This window comes from Mesorhizobium sp. LSHC412B00 (assembly GCF_000503035.1).
GTDB lineage: Bacteria > Pseudomonadota > Alphaproteobacteria > Rhizobiales > Rhizobiaceae > Mesorhizobium.
Map to the genome: position 1 here is coordinate 103,430 of NZ_AYWB01000024.1, position 21,470 is coordinate 124,899.

A 21,470-nucleotide genomic window follows, 5' to 3' on the forward strand; every position below is an offset into this window, starting at 1 on the left:
TCATCATGATCTAACCCTTTGTTGCAGCACGATCTTTTCCAAAAACCGGCACCCACTTTTTGGGATCATGCTTCTAACGGTTGCAGTGTAACAGGATCGGCACCGGCAGAGCTGGTAGCACGAAATCAGTAGGTGGTGCGCCGCTCTTCGGAAGGCGGACGGCCGAACTGCAGCCGATAGCTCTGCGCGAAATAGGAGTGCGAGGTAAAGCCGGTGGCAATGGCCACGTCGAGGATCGGCATGTTGGTCTGGCGCAGCAGTTCGCGCGCCCGCTCAAGCCTGAGCCGCATGTAGTAACGACCGGGCGTGACGCTCAAATGGCGCAGGAACAAGCGCTCGACCTGGCGCACCGACAGGCCCGCCGATTTAGCAAGCTGCACGGCTGATAGCGGCTCGTCGAGATGGTCGGCCATCAGTTCGACGATGCGCCTTAGCTTCTCCGACTTGCCGGTCAGGTCGCGCTCCGGCCCGACGCGCTGGCGGTCGCCGGCGGAGCGGATGCGCTCATGCTGGAACTGGTTGGCAACGCCGTTGGCGAGGTTCGAGCCGAAGTCGCCACGCACGATCTCCAGCATCAGGTCGATCGAGGTGGTGCCGCCGGCGCAGGTGTAGCGCTTGCGGTCGATCTCGAAGACGTTGCCGGTGCAATTGATGTCGGGAAAGCGCTCGACGAAGCCGGCGCGGTTTTCCCAATGGATGGTGCAGCGATAGCCTTCGAGCTGACCGGCTTCGGCGAGGAGATAAGAGCCCACCGACAGCGCGCCGAGCGCATTGCCGCGCCGGCCCCAGCTGCGCAGCGCCGCCAGCACCTTGCTCTTGCCGGGGAACTCGACCGACAGGCCCACCGACACGAATAGGATATCGACCGGCGGCAAATCGGCGACGGCATAGTCGATCTTGAGCGGCAGGCCATTGGAGGCCATGACGGGATCGCCGTCGGCCGAGACCGTGGTCCAACCATAGAAATCGCGGCCGAGCAGGCGGTTGGCCGAGCGGAAGGTATCGATCGCCGCTGCCAACGAAAACATCGAAAACTTGTCGACCAGCAGGAACGCGAATTGCCGGCCCCCTTGAACGGGATCATCCGGCCGTTCAGAGGGTATAGTAAGGTTCGGCAAAGAAGCTGCTTTCTGGGTCAGAAGGAAGGCCGCTTCAAGCCGGCCGCAAGGTAGGCTGAGGCTAACGTATTGGCCATCAGCATGGCAATGGTCATCGGTCCGACACCGCCCGGCACGGGGGTGATGGCGCCGGCGGCCTTGGCCGCTTCGGCATAGGCTACATCGCCCACGAGGCGGGTTTTGCCTTCGCCCTTCTCGGGTGCGGCAATGCGGTTGATCCCGACATCGATCACGGTGGCGCCCGGCTTGACCCAGTCGCCCTTGATCATTTCGGGCCGGCCGACGGCGGCAATCAGAATGTCGGCTGTGCGGGCCAGCGCCGGCAGATCCTTGGTGCGGCTGTGGGCGATGGTGACGGTGCAGTTGGCGGCAAGCAACAGATTTGCCATCGGCTTGCCGACGATGTTGGAGCGGCCGACGACGACCGCGTTGAGGCCGGAAAGATCCTTGCCGCGCACGCGTTCGATCAAAAGCATGGAGCCGGCCGGCGTGCAGGGCACGAAGGCTGTTTCGAGTTCGCCGGTGCCGAGCTTGCCGACATTGATGAAATGAAAGCCGTCGACATCCTTTTGCGGTGCGATGGCCTGGATGATCTTGCCGGCATCGATATGGGCGGGAAGCGGCAGCTGCACCAGAATGCCGTTGATGGCCGGATCGGCGTTGAGTTCGCCGATGATCTTCAGCAGTGCCGCTTCGGACGTGTCGGCCGGCAGTGTGTGCTGCAGCGAATGAAAGCCGCATTCCTTGGCGGTGCGCGACTTCGACGCGACATAGACCTGGCTTGCCGGATCCTCGCCGACGATGACCACCGCTAAGCCGGGCTGGGCCTTTCCCTTGGCGACCAGGTCCTCGGTCAAGGCCTTGACCTTCTGAACCACGTCTGCGGCGACGATCTTTCCGTCAATCACTTCGGCCATGAACCATCCTCGACATCATTCCAGCCAAGGCGCGGCGCGCGCCTTGAACGTTGCTTCGTGCATGTCGTTGTTCCAAACGTTCCGCCCATTCGGGTAAAGCCCGACGGCAGCGCTTTTTGGGCGCCATGCTGCGCGGCATTGTCACGAAATTTGGCCTAAGCAATCCCGTCAAAGCGCCGTCACATGCCGTAAACTCGAAACCGGCAGCTTTTATTCTGCGCTGACGGGCTCAGAGCGACTCATCCTTTCACGGAAAGGCTGAACCGCTCTATTTCTTGTTTTGACGCAATTCCCAAGGGAAAGCGCGCTACGCGCTTTTCCCGGGAAAACCGTTTCACACTTTTCCTGGAATTGCTCAGAAATAGCGGCGGTGCGAACGGCTTTCGGTGAGTTCGCGCACCGCTTCGCGAAATTCGCGCAGGCTGGCGCGGATATCGTCGATTTGCGCCTGCTGGTCTTCCGGCGCCGCCCCAGCGGGCTGCGGAGAAGACCACGGCCCGGACGCCGCGGGCATCGGCTGAGCCTGCGAATAGGCATAGTCAGCCGGCTGACGAGGCCGCGCGTAGCCAGGCTGCTGCGCAGGGGAATTGGCGTGCGGAACCTCGTTCCGGAAGTCCGGCTGGCGATAGCCCACAGGCTCCTGTACCGGCCTTGTATATTCGGCGGCTGGTTGGGCGCGGTAGGTCTCGACGGGTTCGCCTGACGTCCCGCTACCCGGCGCGGCTTTGCGCATCGCCGAGAACAGTCCGTCGAACAGACCTGGGCTCCGGGCGGGAGCGGCCGCGGTCGGCAACACCGGAGGTGCTGCCGGTGGCGGCGCCACAGGCAGCGGCGCGCGATAGACCTTGTCCTCGACCGGAGGGCGGCGCTCGTCCATTCTGCCGCGCGAACGCGAATTGGCAGCGCCGCGCAGGCTGGCAAAGGCGCCGCGCATGGCGCCGACACCGATGCCCGAAGCAAGCCCGAGCAGCAGGCCGGCCAGCGCTATTACAGCCCGCGACGGTCCGTCGGGTTCGAGCGGCGGTTGCGCGGGGGTCATCAGATTGATGTTGGTGGTGTTGATGTTTTGCTGTTCGCCGGTCTCCTTGGCGCGCAGAAGGTACTGTTCGTAGACGGAGCGTTTGGCGGTGGCATCGCGCTCCAGTTCGCGCAGGCTGACCAGATCGCTGTTGACGTCGCCGCTCTGGACCTTTGCCTGAGCCAGGCGGGAAGCGAGATCCTGCTCAAGCTGGACCGAGCGCTTCAAATCGACCTGCAGCGACGAGCCGATGCGGCGCAGTTCGCCTGCGATGCGCTCGCGCGAGCCGTCGAGCTGGGCACTGAGCGCTTGGTATTCGGGATGACGCGGTCCCAGACGCACGGCGGCGCGGTCGGCCTCCTGCTTCAAAACTGCATATTGCGCGCGCAGTTCGCTCATCGTGTTGGAATTGATTTCTTCCGGCAAGGTGCCGTTGATGACTGAATTGACGTCCAGCGAACGCGCCGACGCCGCCCGGGCATTGAGTTCCAGCGTGCGGGCCCGGGTGACTGAGAGCTGCTCGTTGAGCTTCAGCATCTGGTCGTCGCTGATCAGATGGCCCTGCGCGTCAACGAGATCATGCGTGGCCCTGAAATCCTCGACCTTGCGCTCCGCCGTCTCGACATTCTTGCGCAGGTCATCGAGCTTGGCCGTCAGCTGGTCCGTCGCGCGCCCGGCCATCCCGAACTGGTATTGGGCCGCCTCCTGCTGGAAAACGTCCCTGGTCCTATTGGCTATCTCCGCCGATTTGTCGGCGCTTTGAGTGGTGGCGCTGATGGAAACGACAAAGCTCTTGCCGCTGCGCTCAACCGACAGGCTCTTGGCCAGATTGCCGACCGCCAGCGCCTGGCGGCGCACTTCACCGCCGTCGCCAAGGCCATCCTGGCGCGACAGTATCGAGCGAATGAGTGACAGGACGCCAAGGCCGCCAGAGCCCTGTCCGTTGAACTCCGGATCGTCGACGAGATTGAGATCGGCCACGACCTTGTCGAGGACCTTGCCGGATGTCACCATCTTGATGCGGGTTTCGACAACAGCCAGCGCCGCATCGGGCTGCCCGACCGGTTGGGTGAGATCGTTGTCGGAAAGCTTCAGGTCGCCTGGCTCGATGACCATCTGTGTGGTGGCTTCGTATTTCTTCGGTGTCGAAACGGCGACGGCGACGCCGAGCACTGTGCCCAATATCGTCGTCGAGACGATCAGCAACTTGGAACGACTAATGCCGCGGACGACCTGGAGCGGATCGATCAGCGGCTTCCATTCCTGCCCGTCATCGTCGTCGCGGTCCGGTTGCTGCTCGTGGAAAGAGCGGGGCTCATAGGCCGCGCGGGAGCGAGGCTCCTGACGCCGGCCGGAAACAGGCTCCTCACGCGCGCTGGCGGCCGAAACGGGTTCGCCGTCGGCCTGGAACTGCGGCGGCTCGGGCGGTGACGTTGGCGCCGGATTCGACCGCGCCTCGCGTTGCGAGCGGGCTATGCGGTGACGCGTGGCGGCATCCTCGCGCCATGACGGATCGGCCCGGTCACCGATGGAGACCGCCGACGCATCCGCCGCCTCATCGCCGCGCACGGCTTTGCCGAGCGCCAGGAGGGAGCGCTCGCGCCTCCAGTCTTCACGGTTTTCCCTGTCGACCATTGTCTCGAAACTTTACCTTCGACGGCGCGGGAGCGGCGGTCGGCCAATCGTTAAGTCACGCTAAACAGGCATGGGAAACAAAAGGTTAATTTCCGAAGTCTGCAAGTGAAGTTTCTCGCTTCGCCACGCATTGCCGGGATCTGTAAAATGGCGTCAGAACCGCACGTTAAGCTTTCCGGCTTACGGCTTTCCTCGATATGACGCAGGCCAGCGACATACCGCAAAGGCGGACACTCGCCCGCATCGGCACCTTCCTTGCCGAAAGACGGGGGCTGGTTCGCGACTATCTTTCAGCGATCAGCGGCGCCGGCGGGCGGCTGGTGTTCTCGCTCGCCTATTTCATTGCACTTGCCAACACGCTGTCGATTGCCGAGTTCGGCATGTTCGCCACCGCCTCGGCGGCCGGCGTCATGCTGTCGCGCATCCTCGCCTTCGGCTTCATCTCGGCGCTTTACCGCACAGCCACCATCCGCCCCAATCTGATCGGCACCTTCACCGCCGGCTTCCTTTTGCTTGGCGCCGTGTCCTTGCCGCTGCTGGCGGCCGCCTCGTGGGGCGTCTACCTGATCTTCTTCGCCAGCACCGTGCCTCTGGCCGTCTTTGCCGCAATCGCCTTTGCCGAAGCGCTTTTGTGGCGGCCGGTCGAGGTGGTGCTGATCGTCAACAACGGGCTCGGCAAATTCGGCCGCGCCGCGGTGCTGTCGATCGTGACCACGGCGTTCCGTGCGCTGGGCGCCGTGCTGTTCATGCTGTCGGGGCAGCACAGCGTCTGGATCTGGTCGTTGTTCTACATCGGCGCCAACGCCGCCTCGCTGCTGCTGGCCTTCGGCTTCTATTATCCACGCCAGCGGCTGAGGCTGCGCACCGAGCTCTATCTCAGGCGGCTTGCCGATTCGATCTATGTTGCAGGAGCCGAAGTGCTGTTCTACCTGCAGTCGGAATTCGACAAGCTGCTCGTGCTGGCGATCGGCGGGCCGCATCTGGCCGGCATCTATGCCATCATCATGCGGCTGGTCGACCTGACGGCAATACCGATCCGCACCTTCTCGATGATGCTGGTGCAGAAGATGATGCGGTCGCCGGAGCTGTTGTCGCGACTGCGGGTCAAGAGCGGTATCGAAGCCGGCGTGTTCCTGGTATCGACATTGGCGCTGGCCGCACTCGGCATCGTGCTGCATTTCTTCCCCAATGCACTTGGCCGGAATGTCGCCGAGGCGGCGCCCTTGGTGGCATTGGCAATCGGCGTGCCGGGACTGCGCAACTTGGTCGAATACCAGGCCGAGCTGCTGTTCGCGCGCGGCCAGACCGCGCTCAGGGCGCTCAACCTCGGCCTGCTGGCGGGGCTGAAGGCGGTGCTGTTGACCTATGTGCTGACCACGATTGCCGACACGCCCAGGCTTGTCGTATCGCTCAATGTCGTCTTCCTGCTGCTCTATCTCGCCTCGGCGCTGCTGACCTATTCGGCGCTGCGCAAGCCCGCCAAGGCAATCTAAGCCAATCCGATCAGGCGGCGGATGCGGCCGATATCGGTGCCGATGAAGGATTGCATGCCGATCGCCACCTGCCCCGGTGCCATGGCGGCGACGAAGCTGCGGAATTCGTCATCCGACAGCGCCTCCCCGGTCCAATGCACGCGGCAGAATTCCTCCGAGCCGTGGAAATGGCCGGCGCCCCCCAGCACATCGTCGACATAGCGGCCATAGATCATGCATTCGGAGAACCGGCGCACTGAAGCGATGACCTCGACCCAGCCGCGCGCGTGCACCTTCTCGATCTCGGCGCACATCGCCGTCACGGTCTGACGGCGCCAGGCGATCAGCGTCGAAATATAGTCGTGGTTCGAAACCTCGGATGCATCGATACCAATCGCCGAGGCCGCATTGCGCGACCAGATGCGATGCTCGTCGTGACCGTCGCTCGACAGCACGCCGTCGCGCCGGAACAGCCGCACCTTGCCGTCGCGCCAGAAGGCGCTCAGATCGAATGGCTTGAGGAAGGCGACGTCGGAATCGCAGAAGACCAGCACGTCTTCTCCAGCATGCGCAGCGATGGCGATGCGGCGCAGCTGCTGCACATGCCAGCCGCGCAGCGGCTGGGTCTTGAAACTGAGCCAGATGCGACGGCGAAAGAGGCTCATCGGATCGTCGAACACACGCAGCCAGCGCGGCAGCAGGTCGCGCTCGTCGACAACGCTGCGGCGGTCGTTTTCCAACTGGCGAAACAGCGCCACGTCGCGGTGCTCGACCAGAATGTAATGATGCGCCAAGCCGGAGACCTGGCGGTCGAGGGTCTCGCACAACAGGCGGCAGCGTTCGAAATCCGGCGCATAGCTGGCGGTCACCACCGCCGCCGTCGGCGTTTGCGGCAGGGCACCGGTCTCGGCTGCAGGGCTCGGCACGACGCGGCTGTTCACCGCAACTCTCCGGCGGGCTCGGGCCGACGCGAGAATTTCTGCCTGACGACACGCAGCAGGAACACCGGATTGCCGACGACGTAGCGGCGCCACAGCCGGCCGGGCTCGATGCACAGACGGAACAACCATTCGAGCCTCAGCTGGCGCATCCACAGAGGCGCCCGCGGCACCGTGCCGGAGAGAAAATCGAGCAGCGCGCCGACGGCGATCGGCAGCGTGCAGTGGCGGGCATCGATATGACGGGCGATCCACAATTCCTGGCGCGGCACGCCCATGGCCACAAGCAGCACGTCGGGCCGCAATGCCTCGATGCGATCGACGATCGCCTGCTCTTCGGCGGGGGAGAAATAGCCGTCATGGATGACGACGAATTCGTGCTGCACCGCCAGAGCGGCTAGCCTGACCGACGCCGCCTCGGCGTTGGCGCGGGTGGCGCCAAGCAACCCGACGGTCAGCGGCCTCGCCGATGCCTGCAGAAAGGCCGGAATGAGATCAGTGCCGTTGAGATTGTCCGGGAACGGCGCGCCGTAGAGCAGCTTTGCCGCCAGATCGACGCCAACGCCGTCAGGCAGGATGAGGAAATCGTCGAGCGCCTCGGCAAAGACCGGATCGGTAGAGGCGATGTTGGCGTTGTGAGCGTTGAGAAAACTGACCTTGGTGAAGCGCCGCTCGGCAATCAGACGAGCGAGCAGCGCGATCGCGTCATCCCAGCCGATGGCAAGGACCGAAATGCCAAGGATCGTCTTCAGCGTATCGAGCCCGAAGGCGGCGCGGGCGGTGTGCATGTTCATGCAAACACCTCCTCCCCCACCGACCCGAGCTTTTCCAGGCCGAGCCTGATGGCGGCATCCAGTGCCTTGATCTGCCGGCGGTGAAAGGCGCTGCCATCGACATCCTTGACATCGGCCGCCGCTGCCTCCAGCGCGCCGGCGAAGGCGGCCGGATCGTCGGTGACGAAGCAATTTGCCGGGCGATGATCGATGCCGCGCAGCGAACGGCTGGTGGCGACCGACGGCAGGCCGAGCTCGAAGGTTTCGATGGTCTTGAGCTGAACGCCGCTGCCCGCGGTGCTGATCAGTGGAATGACGGCGGCGCCGCGCACGAAATTCTGGGCGTCGGACACGCGGCCGACAAATTCGACACCGGGATGGGCAGAGGTGATATCCGACGGCATGTTGCCGGCGACCCTGATGCGAAAGCTCCGGCGAAGATGCGGCACGACTTTTTCCAGGAACCAGTCGAGGCCGATGCGGTTCGGCTGCCAGGTCCAAGTGCCGATCAGCGCCGCGTCGCAATCGATGCGGCGCGGCTTGACCGGCTTTGGCGCCGTGGCAGTGGTCACCAGCGGCAGCACCGCCGAGCGGTCGTCGCTGGCAACGCCGAGTGCGGCGCGGTCTTCCTCGGCCAGCGTGAAGACGAAGCGAGCCCGGCGGCAGAGCCGCTCCTCCATGGTCTTGAGCAGCCTGGCCTCGCGGGCAAACAGCAGGCGCTGGAAGCGACTGTTTGCTGCTGCCGCATTCTCTTTGGCCGAACCATGTTCGACATTGTGGGCGACGAAAATCGAGGGACGGTCGGCGAACAGTTTTTCAAAGGCGCCGGCGAACTGCACCGAATTCAGGACATAGCCGTCGAAGGGACCGGCGCGCTCGATCGCGGCACGGACTTCGCTGTCGGAAACCGCGCGCAGCTTCACGGAAGCGAAGGTGAGCCCTGACAGCACCGCCTTGCCAAGCCAGGCGAGCTTCTGCCGCGCCGAGGCGCTTTCCGTGCGCACGTCGACGGCGCCGAGCACGATGGTGTTTTCGGGGTCGCTGGGCGCCTTGCCCGGCCAGATGAAGCCGATGACGGTGACGCGCACGCCGGCGCGCCGCAAGGCGGCGATGATCGCAGCATTGGCGATCTCATAGCCCGAAGCGAGAGCGCCGTCGGGCACGATCGATGTGGCGAACAGCAGATGCATCTCACCTATCCAGGCGTCAGCCACTAGCAAAGCTGGGTGAACCCTTGATTAAATCACGCAACGCAACGGCTGAAAGGCGCGGACCGGCAGGCGCCGCTGCGAAAGGTGATTAACGAAACGTTATCGTCGCGGTGTTATCGAAAGCCAGATTCAAAACATGCGGCTGGAGCGGATGATCCCTTTGCCATCGGACGGTTCGGTATCGATTGCGGGACGCTCTCCGGGGCTCGCCGCAGAGACGATGGAAGCCGTCGTCACGCTGCCGACCTTCAAGCGGCCGCAACTGCTGCTCGAAACGCTGGCGTCGCTCAAGGCACAGCAAACCAGCCGGCGCTTCGCCGTCATCGTCATCGAAAACGAGGCCGAGGCGCGTGAGGGCGCCCAGGCGGCCGTGCCGCTGTTCGAACGCGACGATATGAAGGGCATGGTCATCATCGCGCATGAGCGGGGCAATTGCAGTGCCTACAATGCTGGCTGGCAGACGGCGATCCTGCATTTTCCGGATTTCCGCCATTTGCTGGTCATCGACGATGACGAGATCGCCGACGCGGACTGGCTGGAGCGCATGTGCAGGACGGCGGAGACGCTTGGCGCCGACATTGTCGGTGGCCCGCAAGTGCCGGTGTTTACCGATCCTGCTCACGCCAAATGGGCCGAGCACCCGGTGTTTGCGCCGCCCTATCGCCAGACCGGGCGCGTGGCTGCACTCTATTCCTCGGGCAACCTTCTGGTCGGGCGCAATGTGCTCACCATCATGGGGCCACCCTTCCTCGACCTGCGGTTCAACTTCATGGGCGGCGGCGATTCCGACTTTCTCAGCCGGTCTGCGCGGAAAGGTTTCGTGCTTGGCTGGTGCGCCGAGGCAAAGGTGCGCGAAGGCGTTCCGGCCCGGCGCGTCGAGGCTGACTGGATCCGCGCCCGATCCTTACGCAACGGTGTAATCTCGACGCTGGTCGAAAAGAAGAAGCGCGCCGGCACGCCATTCGCCGGCGCCAAGGTGTTTGCAAAAAGCCTGGCGCTGCTGATAGCCTCGCCCGTGCGCGGCGCAATCAAATTGGCGCGGACAGGATCGCTGTCGACGGCGCTTTACCCCGTCTATGTCTCGCTCGGCCGCGTGCTTGCCGAATTCGGATACGCCAATGAGCAATACAGGCAGCCTGAGAAGAACTGACGAGCTGCTGCTGGGCGGCATCGTCACCCGCAACAGTGTGGCGACGGCGATTGCCGCGCTGTTGTTTGCCGTCATCATCGTGTCGTTCCGGCCGTTTCAGCCGGCAGGCGCGGAACTGACCGGCGACGGCGGCGACATCGTCAACCAGCTCGGCTTCAGTTCGCTCGGCGCCATTTCGATCTTCTCACTGCTGACGTTCGCCGACCCCAAGATGGTGCGCTCGCTGCTCAGCCCGTCCTGGATCCTGATGTTCGGCTTTTTCATGCTTTCGGTCATCAACGCGACCGACCCGTCCTCGGCCATGCGCGCGGCCTTCTTCACGCTGCTTGGCGTTCTGACGATAGCGACGGTCCTGGTGCTGCCGCGCGACGGCGACAGTTTTTCGAAAGTCATCATATTCTGCGCGATCGTCGTTATCGGCCTGTCCTATATCGGCCTCATCGTCTTTCCGCATGAGGCCCTGCATACGGCCGATTCGCAGGAGCCCGAACATGCCGGCCTGTGGCGTGGTGTGTTCGCCCACAAGAACATTGCCGGACCAATCATGGCCTGCTTCAGCTTCGCCGGCCTCTATCTCTTCCGGCGCGGCCAGAAATTCTGGGGCGTGGCGATCTTCGGCGCGGCGATGATCTTCATGCTGCACACCGGATCCAAGACGACGGCCGGCCTGGTGCCGTTCTCGATCCTGATCGTCGTGCTGCCGGGCCTGATCGGCATGCGGTTCGGCACGCCGGTCCTGTTTGCACTGGCGATCATTGCGACGGCCATCGGCACCTTAGGCATCGTCTTCATCCCGCCGGTGAAGGAACTGGCGGCCATCTATTTCCCCGACCTCACCTATACCGGGCGCACGACGCTGTGGGAGTTCTCCGGCGAGATGCTGGCGAAGAAGCCCTGGACCGGCTACGGCTATGAAAGCTTCTGGGGCACGCCGCTGCTGCTCAGCCAGGACCAGCCCTTCGACCGGGCCTGGGACATCCGGACCATCGTGCATGGCCATGACGGCTATCTCGACATTGCGGTGCTGATGGGCATCCCGGCGCTGTGCGTTGCCGTCTGCACTTTCCTGATCGCGCCGCTGCGCGACTACATGCGCATCCCGCCGCGCAAGGAGAACATCTATCTCGGTGACTTCTTCATGATGGTGGTGCTGTTCACGGCGCTGAACGCTTTCCTCGAAAGCTTCTTCTTCCACCGCGGCGACCCGGTCTGGCTGTTCTTCGTGCTCGGCGCGCTTGGCCTGCGGCAAGTGTCGCTGCGGCCGATCGCGGTGCGCCGGCGACCTTGACCGGCTGGCCTGATCCAGCACCCCTTGAGGGGCTTTCCCGTCTGCCCGCTAGCGTCTAAGGAGAACCCTTGTCTCGGAGGGCTCTCAATGACGATCAGGCTTGTTCTCGCCGGTTGCGGCAATATGGGTTACGCCATGCTTGCGGGCTGGCTGAAATCCGGCAAGCTTGCCCCGCAAGCCGTGTTCGTGGTCGAGCCCAATGCCGAATTGCGCAAGCGCGCCGAGCACCTCGGTTGCAGTGTCGCCGCGGACGCGAACGGGATCCCCGCCGACGCAGAGCCCGACCTCGTCGTCATCGCCGTCAAGCCGCAGGTGATCCGCGACGTCACCGCCGCCTACAAGCGCTTCGGCGACGGCAGGACCACCTTCGTCAGCATCGCCGCGGGCACGCCGGTCGCCACCTTCGAGCACATACTCGGCCATCTCGCGCCTGTCATCCGCTGCATGCCCAACACGCCGGCCGCGATCGGCAAGGGCATGATGGTGGTCTATTCCAACCCGCTGGTGACCGACGACATCAGGCGTTTCGTTGCCGAGCTGCTGTCGGCGAGCGGTGTGGTGACGACGATCGACGACGAAGGCCTGATGGACGCGGTGACGGCGGTTTCGGGGTCCGGTCCGGCCTACATCTTCCATTTCATCGAGGCGCTTACGGTTGCAGCCGAGAAGGCCGGGCTGCCGACCGAGACCGCCAGGCTGCTTGCCATGCAGACCGTCTATGGCGCTGCTGCACTCGCTGCCGAAAGCGGCGAGAAGCCCGGCGTCCTGCGCCAGCAGGTGACCAGTCCCAACGGAACCACGGCAGCCGCCCTTGCCGTGCTGATGGGCGAAGACCGGCTGACGAAGCTGCTGACCGAAGCAGTCGAAGCGGCACGGCTGCGGTCGGTGGAATTGGGGAAGTAAACCGTTCGCGATACGTCAGGGCTGTAGGTGGCCCGTGTGCTCCTGCCTTAGCCCCGGGCCAACCGTATCAGCCCCACTTCATTTCACCCTTGGCGACCTTTGCTCCCAGTTCCAGCGACGAGACGTCAAGAAGATCAGGATAGCGCCGCTTCATCGCTGCAATCAGCTCGACGCTGGATTTCGCTTTTTCGGCTTCCTTATTGAAAGCTTCGAGGTAGGCGCGGGTGAATTCCACGGCCGCCAGACCGTCCGGTGCACCGGCTACCTGATGGGACGGCACCACGATGTTGGGTTTGCGGGACGCGATTTCGTTGAGCGCGGCAATCCATTTCTTGCGGTCGTCTACGGTTGGCTCGTCGGCAACCCAAACATGTACGCCGGACGAGATCAGCACGCCGCCGAACACCGCTTCAAGGCTGGGCACCCAGAGATAGCGGCGGTCTTTCAGATCGGCGACGGTGACGATCTCGATCTTGTTTCCTTCGACTTCAAGTGAGGTGATATCGGATGCCTCGGGAATGACGACATCCGCCAGGACCTTCGGTCCATTGTCCTTGAGCTGCGGGCCCCAGACATCCAGCTTGGCTTGCACATTGGCTTTGATGGCCGCCACCGTCGCAGCGGCCGCGATGATCTTGGCGCCGGGGAAAGCATCCGCGACGGGACGCAGGCCAAAATAATAGTCAGGGTCGCTGCAACTGACATAGATCGTCGTCAGGGTCTTGCCCGTCGCCTTGATCGCATCCGCGACCGCACGGCCATCGGACAGGGTAAATCCGCCGTCGAGGAGGATGGCTTCTTTTTCCCCGGTCAGCAGCACCGGCGTGCGGCGGAAACCATTCTCGTCAGCCTGAAAATAGGTCCATTCCAGCTTGGCGGCGGCCCTGGCTGCAAAAGCCAGAGGCTGAAGCATGGCAACCATGCCCGTTGCCAGAAGGGTTTTCATCGTCTCGCGTCTTGTCCAAATGGTTTGCAAGATTTCAATCCTCAATGGGGGTTCAGCTGATCGAGATTGGCATCTCGGCATCGTTTGAAAAATCCGGATCAAAAAGACAGACTGTATGAATCGATCATACAATGGCAGCCGATGGTCTGCGTCGTCAGCACGAGCGCAATGATCATGCGCGAGCAGGTCAACAGCCCCATGGCGAGAGCGCGGCAGCATTTGGCCTGCTGGGCGGGACCGGCTGACGAAGCTGCTGGCCGAATCGTAGAACTGGGGGAGTAGGATCAGGCCAGATCGGTGTGGGAAAAGTCTTTCCCTTTGTAGAGCAAGGGCATCCCACAGCTTTTTGCCGAGGCATATGACAGGCAGTCAGCGAGATTGAGCTGAGCCGGGTGGCCGCGACCTTTGCCATAGGTCGAAAAAGCCTGGATCGCGAGCTTGGCATCACCGATTTCGATCGGAACCACCTCGATCTCGGCCTCACGCAGGAAGTCCTCTATCGCCTTTTCGGCGAAGAGCGGCTCCACCACCAACTTCGATGAAAGCCGCATCGCCGCTTCGAGCACGACCAGCGGAGATGTGATCCGTACCGAGGCCTGCCCGATCCGGCGGCTCCAATCGGCGGCGTCTTCCTCTCCGGCGAGGACAGCGATCACCACCGAGGTGTCGATGAACATCAGGAATGTCCCCACATCTCGTCGATCTCATCCTTAGTCAAATCCCTGCCGCCGCTTCCCGCCTTGGCCTTCAGATCGTTCGATATGGCGGCCAGCCGCTCAGCCAGCGGAACCTGTTCACGTTCGCGCTGAAGTTCGGATTCGAGCGCTTCGATCACCGCTTCGGTCAAGGAAATCTTTCGCTTTTCGGCAAGCTGCCGGGCGAGGTCACGGGCGCGCGGGTCTCTGATCTGGAGATTCATTCTGGAAGCCTCCGTTCGCTGTCACTACAATATAGTGATCTTGTCATGACAAAGCCAGAGATCTGGCCTGTTCATGCCATCTCAGCCCCGTAGAGCATATCATCCTGCAGCTTCCGCAAAGCGAACAGCCTCGTCGTGCGGTCGGGCGTAGCATTGTCGGCGGTGAGCAGTTCGCCCTTCCTCACCGGTTTCAGCACCTTGCCGCCTTCGAGCAGGCCGACCGGCACTGCGCGATTGGCGCGCGCCTCTTCGACGGTCATGGTCCATGAGCGGTAGCAAGTCTCGCCGATGGCATCGAAGGTCTCGCCCATGGCGAGATCGCGCTTGGCCACCGCGCAGACCTCGGCGACCGGCCTCGGCAGCGGCACCATGTCTGGCCGGCCATAGAGCATGATGCGCGCCGCGGTCAGCGGCACTTCCAGCGAGGTCAGGTGATACGGCCGGAAGAAGCTGTAGTAGGGGCCGTGGCCTATGTGCAGGTCGTCCATGCGCTCGACGATGCGCGGATGCGTCGCCTCGACGATGACGAACACGCCGGGCGCCACGCCCTTGCCGATGGTGTAGTCGACAACGCCCTTCTTCGACAGGATGCCGCCATCCGCCTTCGGGATGAGCACATTGGCCAGCTGATCGCGGTCGGCCTTTGGGCCGTGCATGCCGGGAACGTCTGGGACCAGCCCGGTGGCGTTGGCGATGGCGCACATCTCGACCATGGTTTTGGAACCGTCGACGAATTCGACCAGCATGCGCGGGTTCATGTTGCGGCGGATCGCTTCCTCGCGATAGTCGTCCGGAACGGCATCGTGGTTGAGCGGGTTGTTCTTGCCCTTGCCAGCCGAGACGATGGTGTAGCCGAGCGCCGACGCAAATTCGATCAGCTCCATGCAGCTCGACGGCTCGTCGCCGGCGCCGACCGAATAGACGACGCCGAGCCGGTCTGCCTGCTGCTTGAGGTAGCAGCCGATCGTGACGTCGGCCTCGACATTCATCATCACCAGGTGCTTGCCGTGCTCCATCGCCTTCAAGTCGAAATCGGCGGCGACACCAGGCTTGCCGGTGGCGTCGATGACGACGTCGATCAGCGGATTGGTGACCAGCATCTCGTTCGTGGTAATGGCGATTTTGCCCGCCTCGATCGCCGCGGTGACTTTCGAGCCCCTGTCCGCCTCGACCGCCATCGCCTCGTCGCCATAGGCGATGCGGATGGCGTCACGCGCCGTGTGCGGACGCCGCGTCGAGATGGCCGCGACCGAGATGCCGGGCATCAGCATGCCTTGCGTGACCAGGTCGGTGCCCATTTCGCCGGAGCCGATGACGCCGATGCGCACCGGGCGTCCCTCGGCGGCGCGCCTGGCGAGATCGCGGGCCAGTCCGGTCAGGGCGACATTGGTCATGCAAGCGTGTCCACGGCTTCTTGATTTGCAGGCGGGAATAGCAGGGAACGGCGCCGCTTTGCCAACGAAACCGGCGAACACCGGCAATTTCTCCGGCAACAGGCCCGGCCGGTGAGGCCAACCCCGGTAGAGGCTGATTGACCCGCCTCGGCGTCAAACCACCCTGATATAGCTCGTCATGCCGGTTTTCTGATGTTCGATGATGTGGCAGTGCAGCAGCCAGTCGCCGGGATTGTCGGCGACGAAACCGAGCTGAACCTTCTCGTTGGGCTGCATGAGATAGGTGTCGGAGATGACCGGCTGAACCTGGCGTGTCGACGACGACAGCACCTTGAAGCTCATGCCGTGCAGATGCATCGGATGCGCTTGCGGCGTCAAATTCTCCATGTCGATGACATAATTTTTGCCGAGCTTCAGCTCGGCCAAAGGCGCGGTCGGGTCCGGCGTGTCGCCCGGCCACGGTACCTTGTTGATGGCCCAGAAGGAGTAGCCTAGCGTGCCGCATATCCTGTCGCTCGGCACGTTTTCCGCCGTGGCGCTGAGCGAGAGCGCGATGTGTTTCGCGCTGGCGAGATCCACCTCCGGCACTGGGTTGGCTTCCAGCGGTGCGAGGTCTCGCAAATCGCGCTTGAGCGAGCTGCCGGTGGCGCGCAAGGTGGCGAGGACCTTGGGTTTGGTGCCTCTGATGTCGCCCAGGCTTACGATCGCGCCCTCCTGGTCAGGCATGCGGATGGCGAGCTCCATGCGCTGCCCCGGTCCGAGCAGCAAAGCATCGGGCGCAAAACGCTGCGGCACCGGATTGCCGTCCAGCGCGATGACCGCGGCCTCCCCACCCTCGACGCGAAAGGCGTAGATGCGGGTGACATCGGTGATGGCGACCCGCAGCCGCATCAACCCGCCGGCCGGCGCGTCGAATTGCGGCTGGTCGAGCCAGTTGGCGGTGCGCACCGTGCCATAGGTTCCGGTTTTTGCGGCATCGCGCGGCCGGAATTGCTGGATGAACTGCGCGTCGTCGCCGAGGCGCCAGTCGCGCAGATTGACGATTGCCTCGGCGTCGAATTTTGGATCGTTGGGGTTCTCGACCACGATCACGCCGGTGAGGCCATGGCCCATCTGCTCCAGCGTGTTGCAATGCGGGTGATACCAGAACGTGCCGGCGTCGGGCGGGGTGAAGGCGTAGTCGAAATGATCGCCGGTATAGACGTAGGGCTGAACCAGGAAAGGGACGCCGTCCATCTTGTTTGGAACGCGAATGCCGTGCCAGTGGATCGTCGTCGGATCGTCGATGCCGTTGACGACGCGAGCGGCGAAAGGCTCGCCCTTTTTCATCCTGAGCACCGGCGGCATTCCGGCCTCTCCATAAGTCAGCACATCGCGGGTCTGGCCGATATCCATGAACCTTGCCTGGATCTTTGCCGTCTTGAGAACCACCGGCTCGGGCGCGGCTGCGGCCCAGCCACTGAGCCTGGCCATCGCTGCAAGGCCAACCCCGCCAACGCCGGCAAGCGCGGCTGTTTTTAGAAGCCGGCGGCGGGTGAATAGGGTCATCTGGCGCTCCAACGGAATATGATTACCTGTCGTCCTGAATGACGGGTGGCGACCGGCGCACAAGCCGATACTGCCACATCGCATCTCTGTCATGCCATGGCGAGCCGGTGACATCTGCTTGCGCAACAGCGTGAACGCTGACGTGCCCACCATTCGCCCGCATCCGGGAGCGCGGGCTCGGATTAATGCAACTCGGCCAGCAACGCCTGCGCCTCGGCGAGGTTCTTTTCCGAACCGGCGGCGAGGTCGTCCATCTTCTTGTCGCGGAAGATGACGAGCGCGTCCTGGCAGGCGGCGATCGCTTCCTGTGCCATCGCCTTGTCCTTGCGGGCGGCGCCCAGGTCGGCCAGCACGTCGCACAGGCTGTCCTGCGTGAAGGCGACAGCCGGCACCGAATTGATCTTCTTTTGCACCACGATCGCCTCGCGCAGGACCAACACCGCCTCCTCGAAATGCGCGACATTGTTTTCGGCGCGGCCGGCCATGGTCAAGGCATAGCCCATCTCGTTGCGCGCATTGGCCCAACGTTCGGGATCGCGGTCGCGACCGAGCTGCTCGGCAAGCGCCCGGTTGACGACAATCGCCTCCTCGTACAATTCAGCCGAAGGCTCGCGGGCCGCGATCATGCTCAGCGTCTGCGCGAGACTGGTCTGGTTGGTGATCCAGAGATCGGGATCGCGGGCGATCGTTCGCACCGTGGCGAGGTCGCGGTAGATCTGAGCGGCTCGTTTCAGCTTGCCGACATCGTTCGCCCAGTAACCAAGACTCGACAGCCCGCCGGCGAGATTGTTCTGATTGTTCTCCCAGACAGCCAGCGCATTCTCGCGCGTTACCACGCTGAGCGCTGCGTCATAGGCGGCAATCGCGCGGGTGAGCAACTCGACGTCCTTGCCGTCCGCGGCCATCAGCAAGGCATTGCCGATATCGCCCTTGGTGCGCGCCCATTGCATGCGGTTGGGAAAACCGTCGTAGATCCGCGCTGCCGTCTCGAAGCTCTGCACGGCCTTGGCGTTGAACGTGGCGTCGCCACCAATCCGGCCCTGGCTGTAGACGGCAAAGCCGAGGTCGTAATTGATATTGGCCCACTCCTCCGGGTCGGCGTCCTTGGAGTAGGCGGGGAGCGCGGCTTCCAGCATGTCGGCTGCTTGCGCCAGCAAGTCCAGGTTGGATGTATCGTCGCCCAGGATCGACAGGGTCTGGCCGAGCACGCGCCGCGTCTGGCCGATCTCCGTGACATCACCGCCTTTCGTCTGCCCGTCGAGCGCCGCCCGCAGCGCGTCGACCGATTGCTGCAGCAGTTGATCGTCAGAGGCCAGCTTGCCTGACATCATCAACGCGCAGCCGAGGCGGAATTCCGTCTTGGCCCAATTGGCTGGGTCCTTGTCGCGGGTGCGAACCCTGAGCACCTGACCGTAGACATCGATCGCCTGCCGCAGGGTCGAGATGTCCCCCGCGCGTTCGCCCCAGTTCGATAGCGTGCCTGCAAGGCTGTAACCAATCGAAGCGAACTCGCCCGGCGCGGCGGTTGCGGTATAGACCTCCCATGCCTGACGATACGCGGTCACCGCCTGAATGTAGTAATCGGTTCCCGTATCGAGATCGCCGAGCGTGTCGTTGACCGATCCCAGATTCTGCTGCAGCGAAGCCCAGTCGAGCGGCAGTTTCTCACGCGGATATTCGGACAGAGCGGCCTGGTACGCGGTGGCTGCCTGCAGCAGCAGTTCCTTGTTCTTCTGCTTGGCGCCGAGGCGCTGCAAGGCGTTGCCCAGCGTCAGCTGGCCGTTCGCCCAGCTCGCCGCGGCGTGCTCGCGCGTCCGAACCGAAAGCGCTGCCAGGGCGGCGTCGCGCGCCTGCTCAAGCGTGGCGACATCGCCGTTAATGGTTCCGATCGATTCCAGCGCCGTGCTCAGATTATTCTGGATTGTCGCCCATTGCGCCGGCGCGCGTTCCCTGGTCATTTCGCCGGTCGCCGCCTGATAGGCAGCAACCGCCTGCTGCATGGTCGCGATATCCTTTTCGCGCTCACCGAGGCGGTAGAGCGCAGCACCCAGATTGACCTGGCTCAGCGCCCAGTCGAGCGGCACGCGCTCTCTGTTGTATTCCGTCAATGCCGCACGATGCGCTTCGATTGCGGCGCGAAAACTGTCCGATGTGGTCTGGCGTTCGCCGATCTCGGACAGCACGATGCCGAGATTGTTCTGCGTCGCCGCCCATTCCAGCGGCAGTTTCTTCAACGACTGCACCTCGAGCGCCGAGCGGAAGGCCGCGACAGCCCGCTCCAGAAGCGCCGTCCCGTTCTCGCGCTGGCCGAGCCGCCAGTAGACCGTGCCCAGATTGCCATAGGTCGATGCCCAGTCGTCGGGGTAGGCGTCATGCGTATAGACGGTCAGCGCCTGCTCATAGGCGGCAGCTGCCTTGTCGAGGTTTTCGCGGCCGGCTTCCCGTTCGCCCAACGTAGCAAGCGTGGCGCCCATATTGTTCTGGGTGGCCGCCCAAAGCAGCGGCAACTTTTCGCGGGTGACATAGGTCAATGCCTGTTCATAGGCTGTCAGGGCCTGGGCGAGATACGCATTGTCGCCGGAGAAGTCCCCTTGTTCCGACAGAGCGTTGGCCTCTGCCGCCTTGTAGTAGAACGCGTCTTCGTCGCTCCATTTGGCAGCTTGCTCGAAGGCCTTGGCGTAATCCTGCGCAGCCTCCTTGAAGTTGAAGGAGATTTCATAAGTCCTGGCACTGCTGGCGAAGACCTTTGCGAATTCCAGCCGCTTTGCCTTCAGCTCGGCCTCGGCCTGGTCGACCGTAGACGAAAGTTCGCCGATGCGGGCCTTGGCCTGCTCGTTGAATTTCTGCGCCGCTTCGAGCGCGCCTTCCTGAACCGCCTGTTCGGCGAGTTTCGATAGCCTGGCAATTTCGGGGTCCGGGTTTTTCAAAGTCTCGCGTTCGGCCAACACGTGTTTCAGCCGTTCGGTCTGGCCACGCAGCAGCTTGTCGAGCTCAGCCGGATCCTTGGGTATGTCGACCCCGAGCGCCTTCAGCATGGCGTAGAGCCCATCCATCGGCACCTTGCCGTCACGCGCTATGGTTTCGATCTGGCGGCGTTCCGGATCGGGTAGCGTCGAGATAGTCAGCAGGAGCTGGCGCCGCTCCCTTAGGATTTCCCCCTCGTCGCCTTTCGGCGCCTCGGCGGGGGTACCGAAATAGAGCAGCCGGCGCAGGCTCTCATTGACCCAGGGCCGCTGCTGGCCATTGGTCTTGAGATAGACCTCCTCGCCGATCATGCGCAAAACGGTGCCGAATTCCTCGCCGCCCATCGTGTCGATGTGGCGCAGGATCGCTGCCGCATAGGGGCTGTTGCCATCGGCCGGACCGTCCAGCGCAACCTTGCCGGGCTCGGCGGCAAAGGCGATGACCTGGCCGAGGCTGCCGTCGACCGAGCCCTTGGCGTCGGCGCCGCCCTTCAGGGAAACCACGCCGCGCGTTTCGCCGAGACCGCCGGCGCCGATCGGCTTGCCTTCGTCGCCCGGCGCCAGCTTCAAGAGCGTGCCCGGCGGGAACGGATCGTTGCGGCAGGCGTCCAGCAGAACGATGGTGACCGGCACCTTGGCCTTCAGTTCGGCGACGATGGACGACAGCGGCACCAGCTTTTCGCCGGCATTGTCGAGCGCCGAGATATCGGCATCGACAGGGACCAGATAGTTCTCGCCGCCGGCTTCGATGCCGTGGCCGGAATAGTAGATGATGGCGACATAGGCGCCCTCGGCATCGTCGACGAAGCCTTCGAGATCGCGCCGCAATTTGCGTGCGTCGCGATTGGTGCCGACATTTGTCTCGAAGCCGAGCTTGTCGAACATCTCCTCGATGGCGCGGGCGTCGTTTTCCGGATTGGGCAGTTTGCCGACATGCTGGTAGTCGGACTGACCGATGATGAGCGCGACGCCTTTCAGCGCCTTCGGCTCTTCAGCCAAAGCGGGGCCAAACGCGCATAGGCACACCAGTGCCGCGGCAAGTGCCGCGCACATGCGCCCTGTCGCACCTGCTGTTCGCCCAAAGAGCATTCTCTACCCCAAAACCCGACGCTATCTTCCGCAAGCGAGATGGCATCATGATGGCCGGCCGATGGCAAGTCCTTGGGCGAGCTGTGTTCTTGTCATGGATATGCGTACGAGGCGGCTGGCTTTCAGCGTGCGAGCGGTAGTGTTCAGCATGCCGGATACGGCCAGTCCGGCCTGTTCATGAGTTGACA

The 21,470-nt window shown here is 63.4% G+C and carries 16 protein-coding genes; 4 read left to right on the top strand and 12 right to left on the bottom strand.

Annotated elements, in window-relative coordinates; translation table 11 throughout:
- Window positions 1-125: 125 nt before the first annotated feature.
- The 3 genes from X757_RS137935 to X757_RS137925 all read right to left on the bottom strand — a co-directional run bounded on the left by X757_RS137935 (window position 126) and on the right by X757_RS137925 (window position 4,688).
- On the bottom strand, window positions 126-1,118 hold the full coding sequence (locus X757_RS137935) for a GlxA family transcriptional regulator (protein ID WP_032905230.1): 993 nt from the start codon (window positions 1,116-1,118) through the stop codon (window positions 126-128).
- Between the two features lie 17 nt (window positions 1,119-1,135).
- On the bottom strand, window positions 1,136-2,035 hold the full coding sequence (gene folD / locus X757_RS137930) for a bifunctional methylenetetrahydrofolate dehydrogenase/methenyltetrahydrofolate cyclohydrolase FolD (RefSeq protein WP_023681888.1): 900 nt from the start codon (window positions 2,033-2,035) through the stop codon (window positions 1,136-1,138).
- 355 nt (window positions 2,036-2,390) lie between these two features.
- Window positions 2,391-4,688, bottom strand: a complete 2,298-nt coding sequence (locus X757_RS137925; RefSeq protein ID WP_023727772.1) for a GumC family protein — start codon at window positions 4,686-4,688, stop codon at window positions 2,391-2,393.
- Window positions 4,689-4,885: 197 nt separating this feature from the next.
- Between X757_RS137925 and X757_RS137920 the strand changes: the two genes are divergently transcribed.
- A complete protein-coding gene (locus tag X757_RS137920; protein ID WP_023727773.1) occupies window positions 4,886-6,181 on the top strand; it encodes a lipopolysaccharide biosynthesis protein in 1,296 nt (431 codons plus the stop codon).
- Here the strand turns inward: X757_RS137920 and X757_RS137915 are convergent.
- Genes X757_RS137915 through X757_RS137905 form a run of 3 tightly spaced genes read right to left on the bottom strand, consistent with a single transcriptional unit; the run spans window position 6,178 to window position 9,061 of the window.
- Window positions 6,178-7,101 (bottom strand): DUF6492 family protein, encoded by a 924-nt coding sequence (locus tag X757_RS137915; protein ID WP_023727774.1) that lies wholly within the window; start codon window positions 7,099-7,101, stop codon window positions 6,178-6,180. The two genes, X757_RS137920 and X757_RS137915, sit on opposite strands and share 4 nt — an antisense overlap.
- The gene (locus tag X757_RS137910; RefSeq protein ID WP_023669298.1) at window positions 7,098-7,892 is read right to left on the bottom strand and encodes a WecB/TagA/CpsF family glycosyltransferase; all 795 of its coding nucleotides are present in this window, start codon (window positions 7,890-7,892) and stop codon (window positions 7,098-7,100) included. Before X757_RS137910 ends, X757_RS137915 begins: the two co-directional genes overlap by 4 nt.
- The gene (locus X757_RS137905) at window positions 7,889-9,061 is read right to left on the bottom strand and encodes a glycosyltransferase family 4 protein (RefSeq protein ID WP_023669297.1); all 1,173 of its coding nucleotides are present in this window, start codon (window positions 9,059-9,061) and stop codon (window positions 7,889-7,891) included. Before X757_RS137905 ends, X757_RS137910 begins: the two co-directional genes overlap by 4 nt.
- Window positions 9,062-9,233: 172 nt before the next feature.
- Between X757_RS137905 and X757_RS137900 the strand changes: the two genes are divergently transcribed.
- The 3 genes from X757_RS137900 (at window position 9,234) to proC (ending at window position 12,423) form a co-directional block, all read left to right on the top strand.
- Window positions 9,234-10,232, top strand: a complete 999-nt coding sequence (locus X757_RS137900) for a glycosyltransferase family 2 protein (protein WP_023727775.1) — start codon at window positions 9,234-9,236, stop codon at window positions 10,230-10,232.
- The gene (locus X757_RS137895) at window positions 10,201-11,520 is read left to right on the top strand and encodes an O-antigen ligase (RefSeq protein ID WP_023727776.1); all 1,320 of its coding nucleotides are present in this window, start codon (window positions 10,201-10,203) and stop codon (window positions 11,518-11,520) included. Before X757_RS137900 ends, X757_RS137895 begins: the two co-directional genes overlap by 32 nt.
- Before the next feature lie 87 nt (window positions 11,521-11,607).
- On the top strand, window positions 11,608-12,423 hold the full coding sequence (gene proC, locus X757_RS137890; protein WP_023727777.1) for a pyrroline-5-carboxylate reductase: 816 nt from the start codon (window positions 11,608-11,610) through the stop codon (window positions 12,421-12,423).
- Between the two features lie 67 nt (window positions 12,424-12,490).
- On the opposite strand, the gene X757_RS137885 is transcribed toward proC, so the two are convergent.
- From X757_RS137885 to X757_RS1000000165915, 6 genes are all read right to left on the bottom strand, one after another.
- Window positions 12,491-13,390 carry an MBL fold metallo-hydrolase gene (locus tag X757_RS137885; protein WP_023727778.1) on the bottom strand — a complete coding sequence of 300 codons (900 nt, stop codon included), beginning with the start codon at window positions 13,388-13,390 and terminating at the stop codon, window positions 12,491-12,493.
- A gap of 263 nt (window positions 13,391-13,653) precedes the next feature.
- Window positions 13,654-14,046, bottom strand: coding sequence for a type II toxin-antitoxin system VapC family toxin (locus X757_RS137880; protein WP_023689346.1), 393 nt, complete (start codon window positions 14,044-14,046; stop codon window positions 13,654-13,656).
- Window positions 14,046-14,288, bottom strand: a complete 243-nt coding sequence (locus X757_RS137875) for a type II toxin-antitoxin system VapB family antitoxin (RefSeq protein WP_023704520.1) — start codon at window positions 14,286-14,288, stop codon at window positions 14,046-14,048. The genes X757_RS137880 and X757_RS137875 overlap by 1 nt, the downstream gene beginning before the upstream one ends.
- A gap of 71 nt (window positions 14,289-14,359) precedes the next feature.
- On the bottom strand, window positions 14,360-15,682 hold the full coding sequence (locus tag X757_RS137870; RefSeq protein ID WP_023704521.1) for an NAD(P)H-dependent oxidoreductase: 1,323 nt from the start codon (window positions 15,680-15,682) through the stop codon (window positions 14,360-14,362).
- A 153-nt stretch (window positions 15,683-15,835) separates the two neighbouring features.
- Window positions 15,836-17,230 carry a multicopper oxidase family protein gene (locus X757_RS137865; protein WP_023727779.1) on the bottom strand — a complete coding sequence of 465 codons (1,395 nt, stop codon included), beginning with the start codon at window positions 17,228-17,230 and terminating at the stop codon, window positions 15,836-15,838.
- Window positions 17,231-17,412: 182 nt separating this feature from the next.
- On the bottom strand, window positions 17,413-21,246 hold the full coding sequence (locus X757_RS1000000165915) for a caspase family protein (RefSeq protein ID WP_023727780.1): 3,834 nt from the start codon (window positions 21,244-21,246) through the stop codon (window positions 17,413-17,415).
- Window positions 21,247-21,470: the final 224 nt, after the last annotated feature.

Bases quoted from the DNA above. Each gene is read 5' to 3' on its own strand.
- folD (WP_023681888.1), bottom strand. From the start codon at position 2,035: ATGGCCGAAGTGATTGACGGAAAGATCGTCGCCGCAGACGTGGTTCAG.
- X757_RS137925 (WP_023727772.1), bottom strand. From the start codon at position 4,688: ATGGTCGACAGGGAAAACCGTGAAGACTGGAGGCGCGAGCGCTCCCTC.
- X757_RS137920 (WP_023727773.1), top strand. From the start codon at position 4,886: ATGACGCAGGCCAGCGACATACCGCAAAGGCGGACACTCGCCCGCATC.
- X757_RS137910 (WP_023669298.1), bottom strand. From the start codon at position 7,892: ATGAACATGCACACCGCCCGCGCCGCCTTCGGGCTCGATACGCTGAAG.
- X757_RS137905 (WP_023669297.1), bottom strand. From the start codon at position 9,061: ATGCATCTGCTGTTCGCCACATCGATCGTGCCCGACGGCGCTCTCGCT.
- X757_RS137900 (WP_023727775.1), top strand. From the start codon at position 9,234: ATGATCCCTTTGCCATCGGACGGTTCGGTATCGATTGCGGGACGCTCT.
- X757_RS137895 (WP_023727776.1), top strand. From the start codon at position 10,201: ATGAGCAATACAGGCAGCCTGAGAAGAACTGACGAGCTGCTGCTGGGC.
- proC (WP_023727777.1), top strand. From the start codon at position 11,608: ATGACGATCAGGCTTGTTCTCGCCGGTTGCGGCAATATGGGTTACGCC.
- X757_RS137880 (WP_023689346.1), bottom strand. From the start codon at position 14,046: ATGTTCATCGACACCTCGGTGGTGATCGCTGTCCTCGCCGGAGAGGAA.
- X757_RS137875 (WP_023704520.1), bottom strand. From the start codon at position 14,288: ATGAATCTCCAGATCAGAGACCCGCGCGCCCGTGACCTCGCCCGGCAG.
- X757_RS137870 (WP_023704521.1), bottom strand. From the start codon at position 15,682: ATGACCAATGTCGCCCTGACCGGACTGGCCCGCGATCTCGCCAGGCGC.
- X757_RS137865 (WP_023727779.1), bottom strand. From the start codon at position 17,230: ATGACCCTATTCACCCGCCGCCGGCTTCTAAAAACAGCCGCGCTTGCC.
- X757_RS1000000165915 (WP_023727780.1), bottom strand. From the start codon at position 21,246: ATGTGCGCGGCACTTGCCGCGGCACTGGTGTGCCTATGCGCGTTTGGC.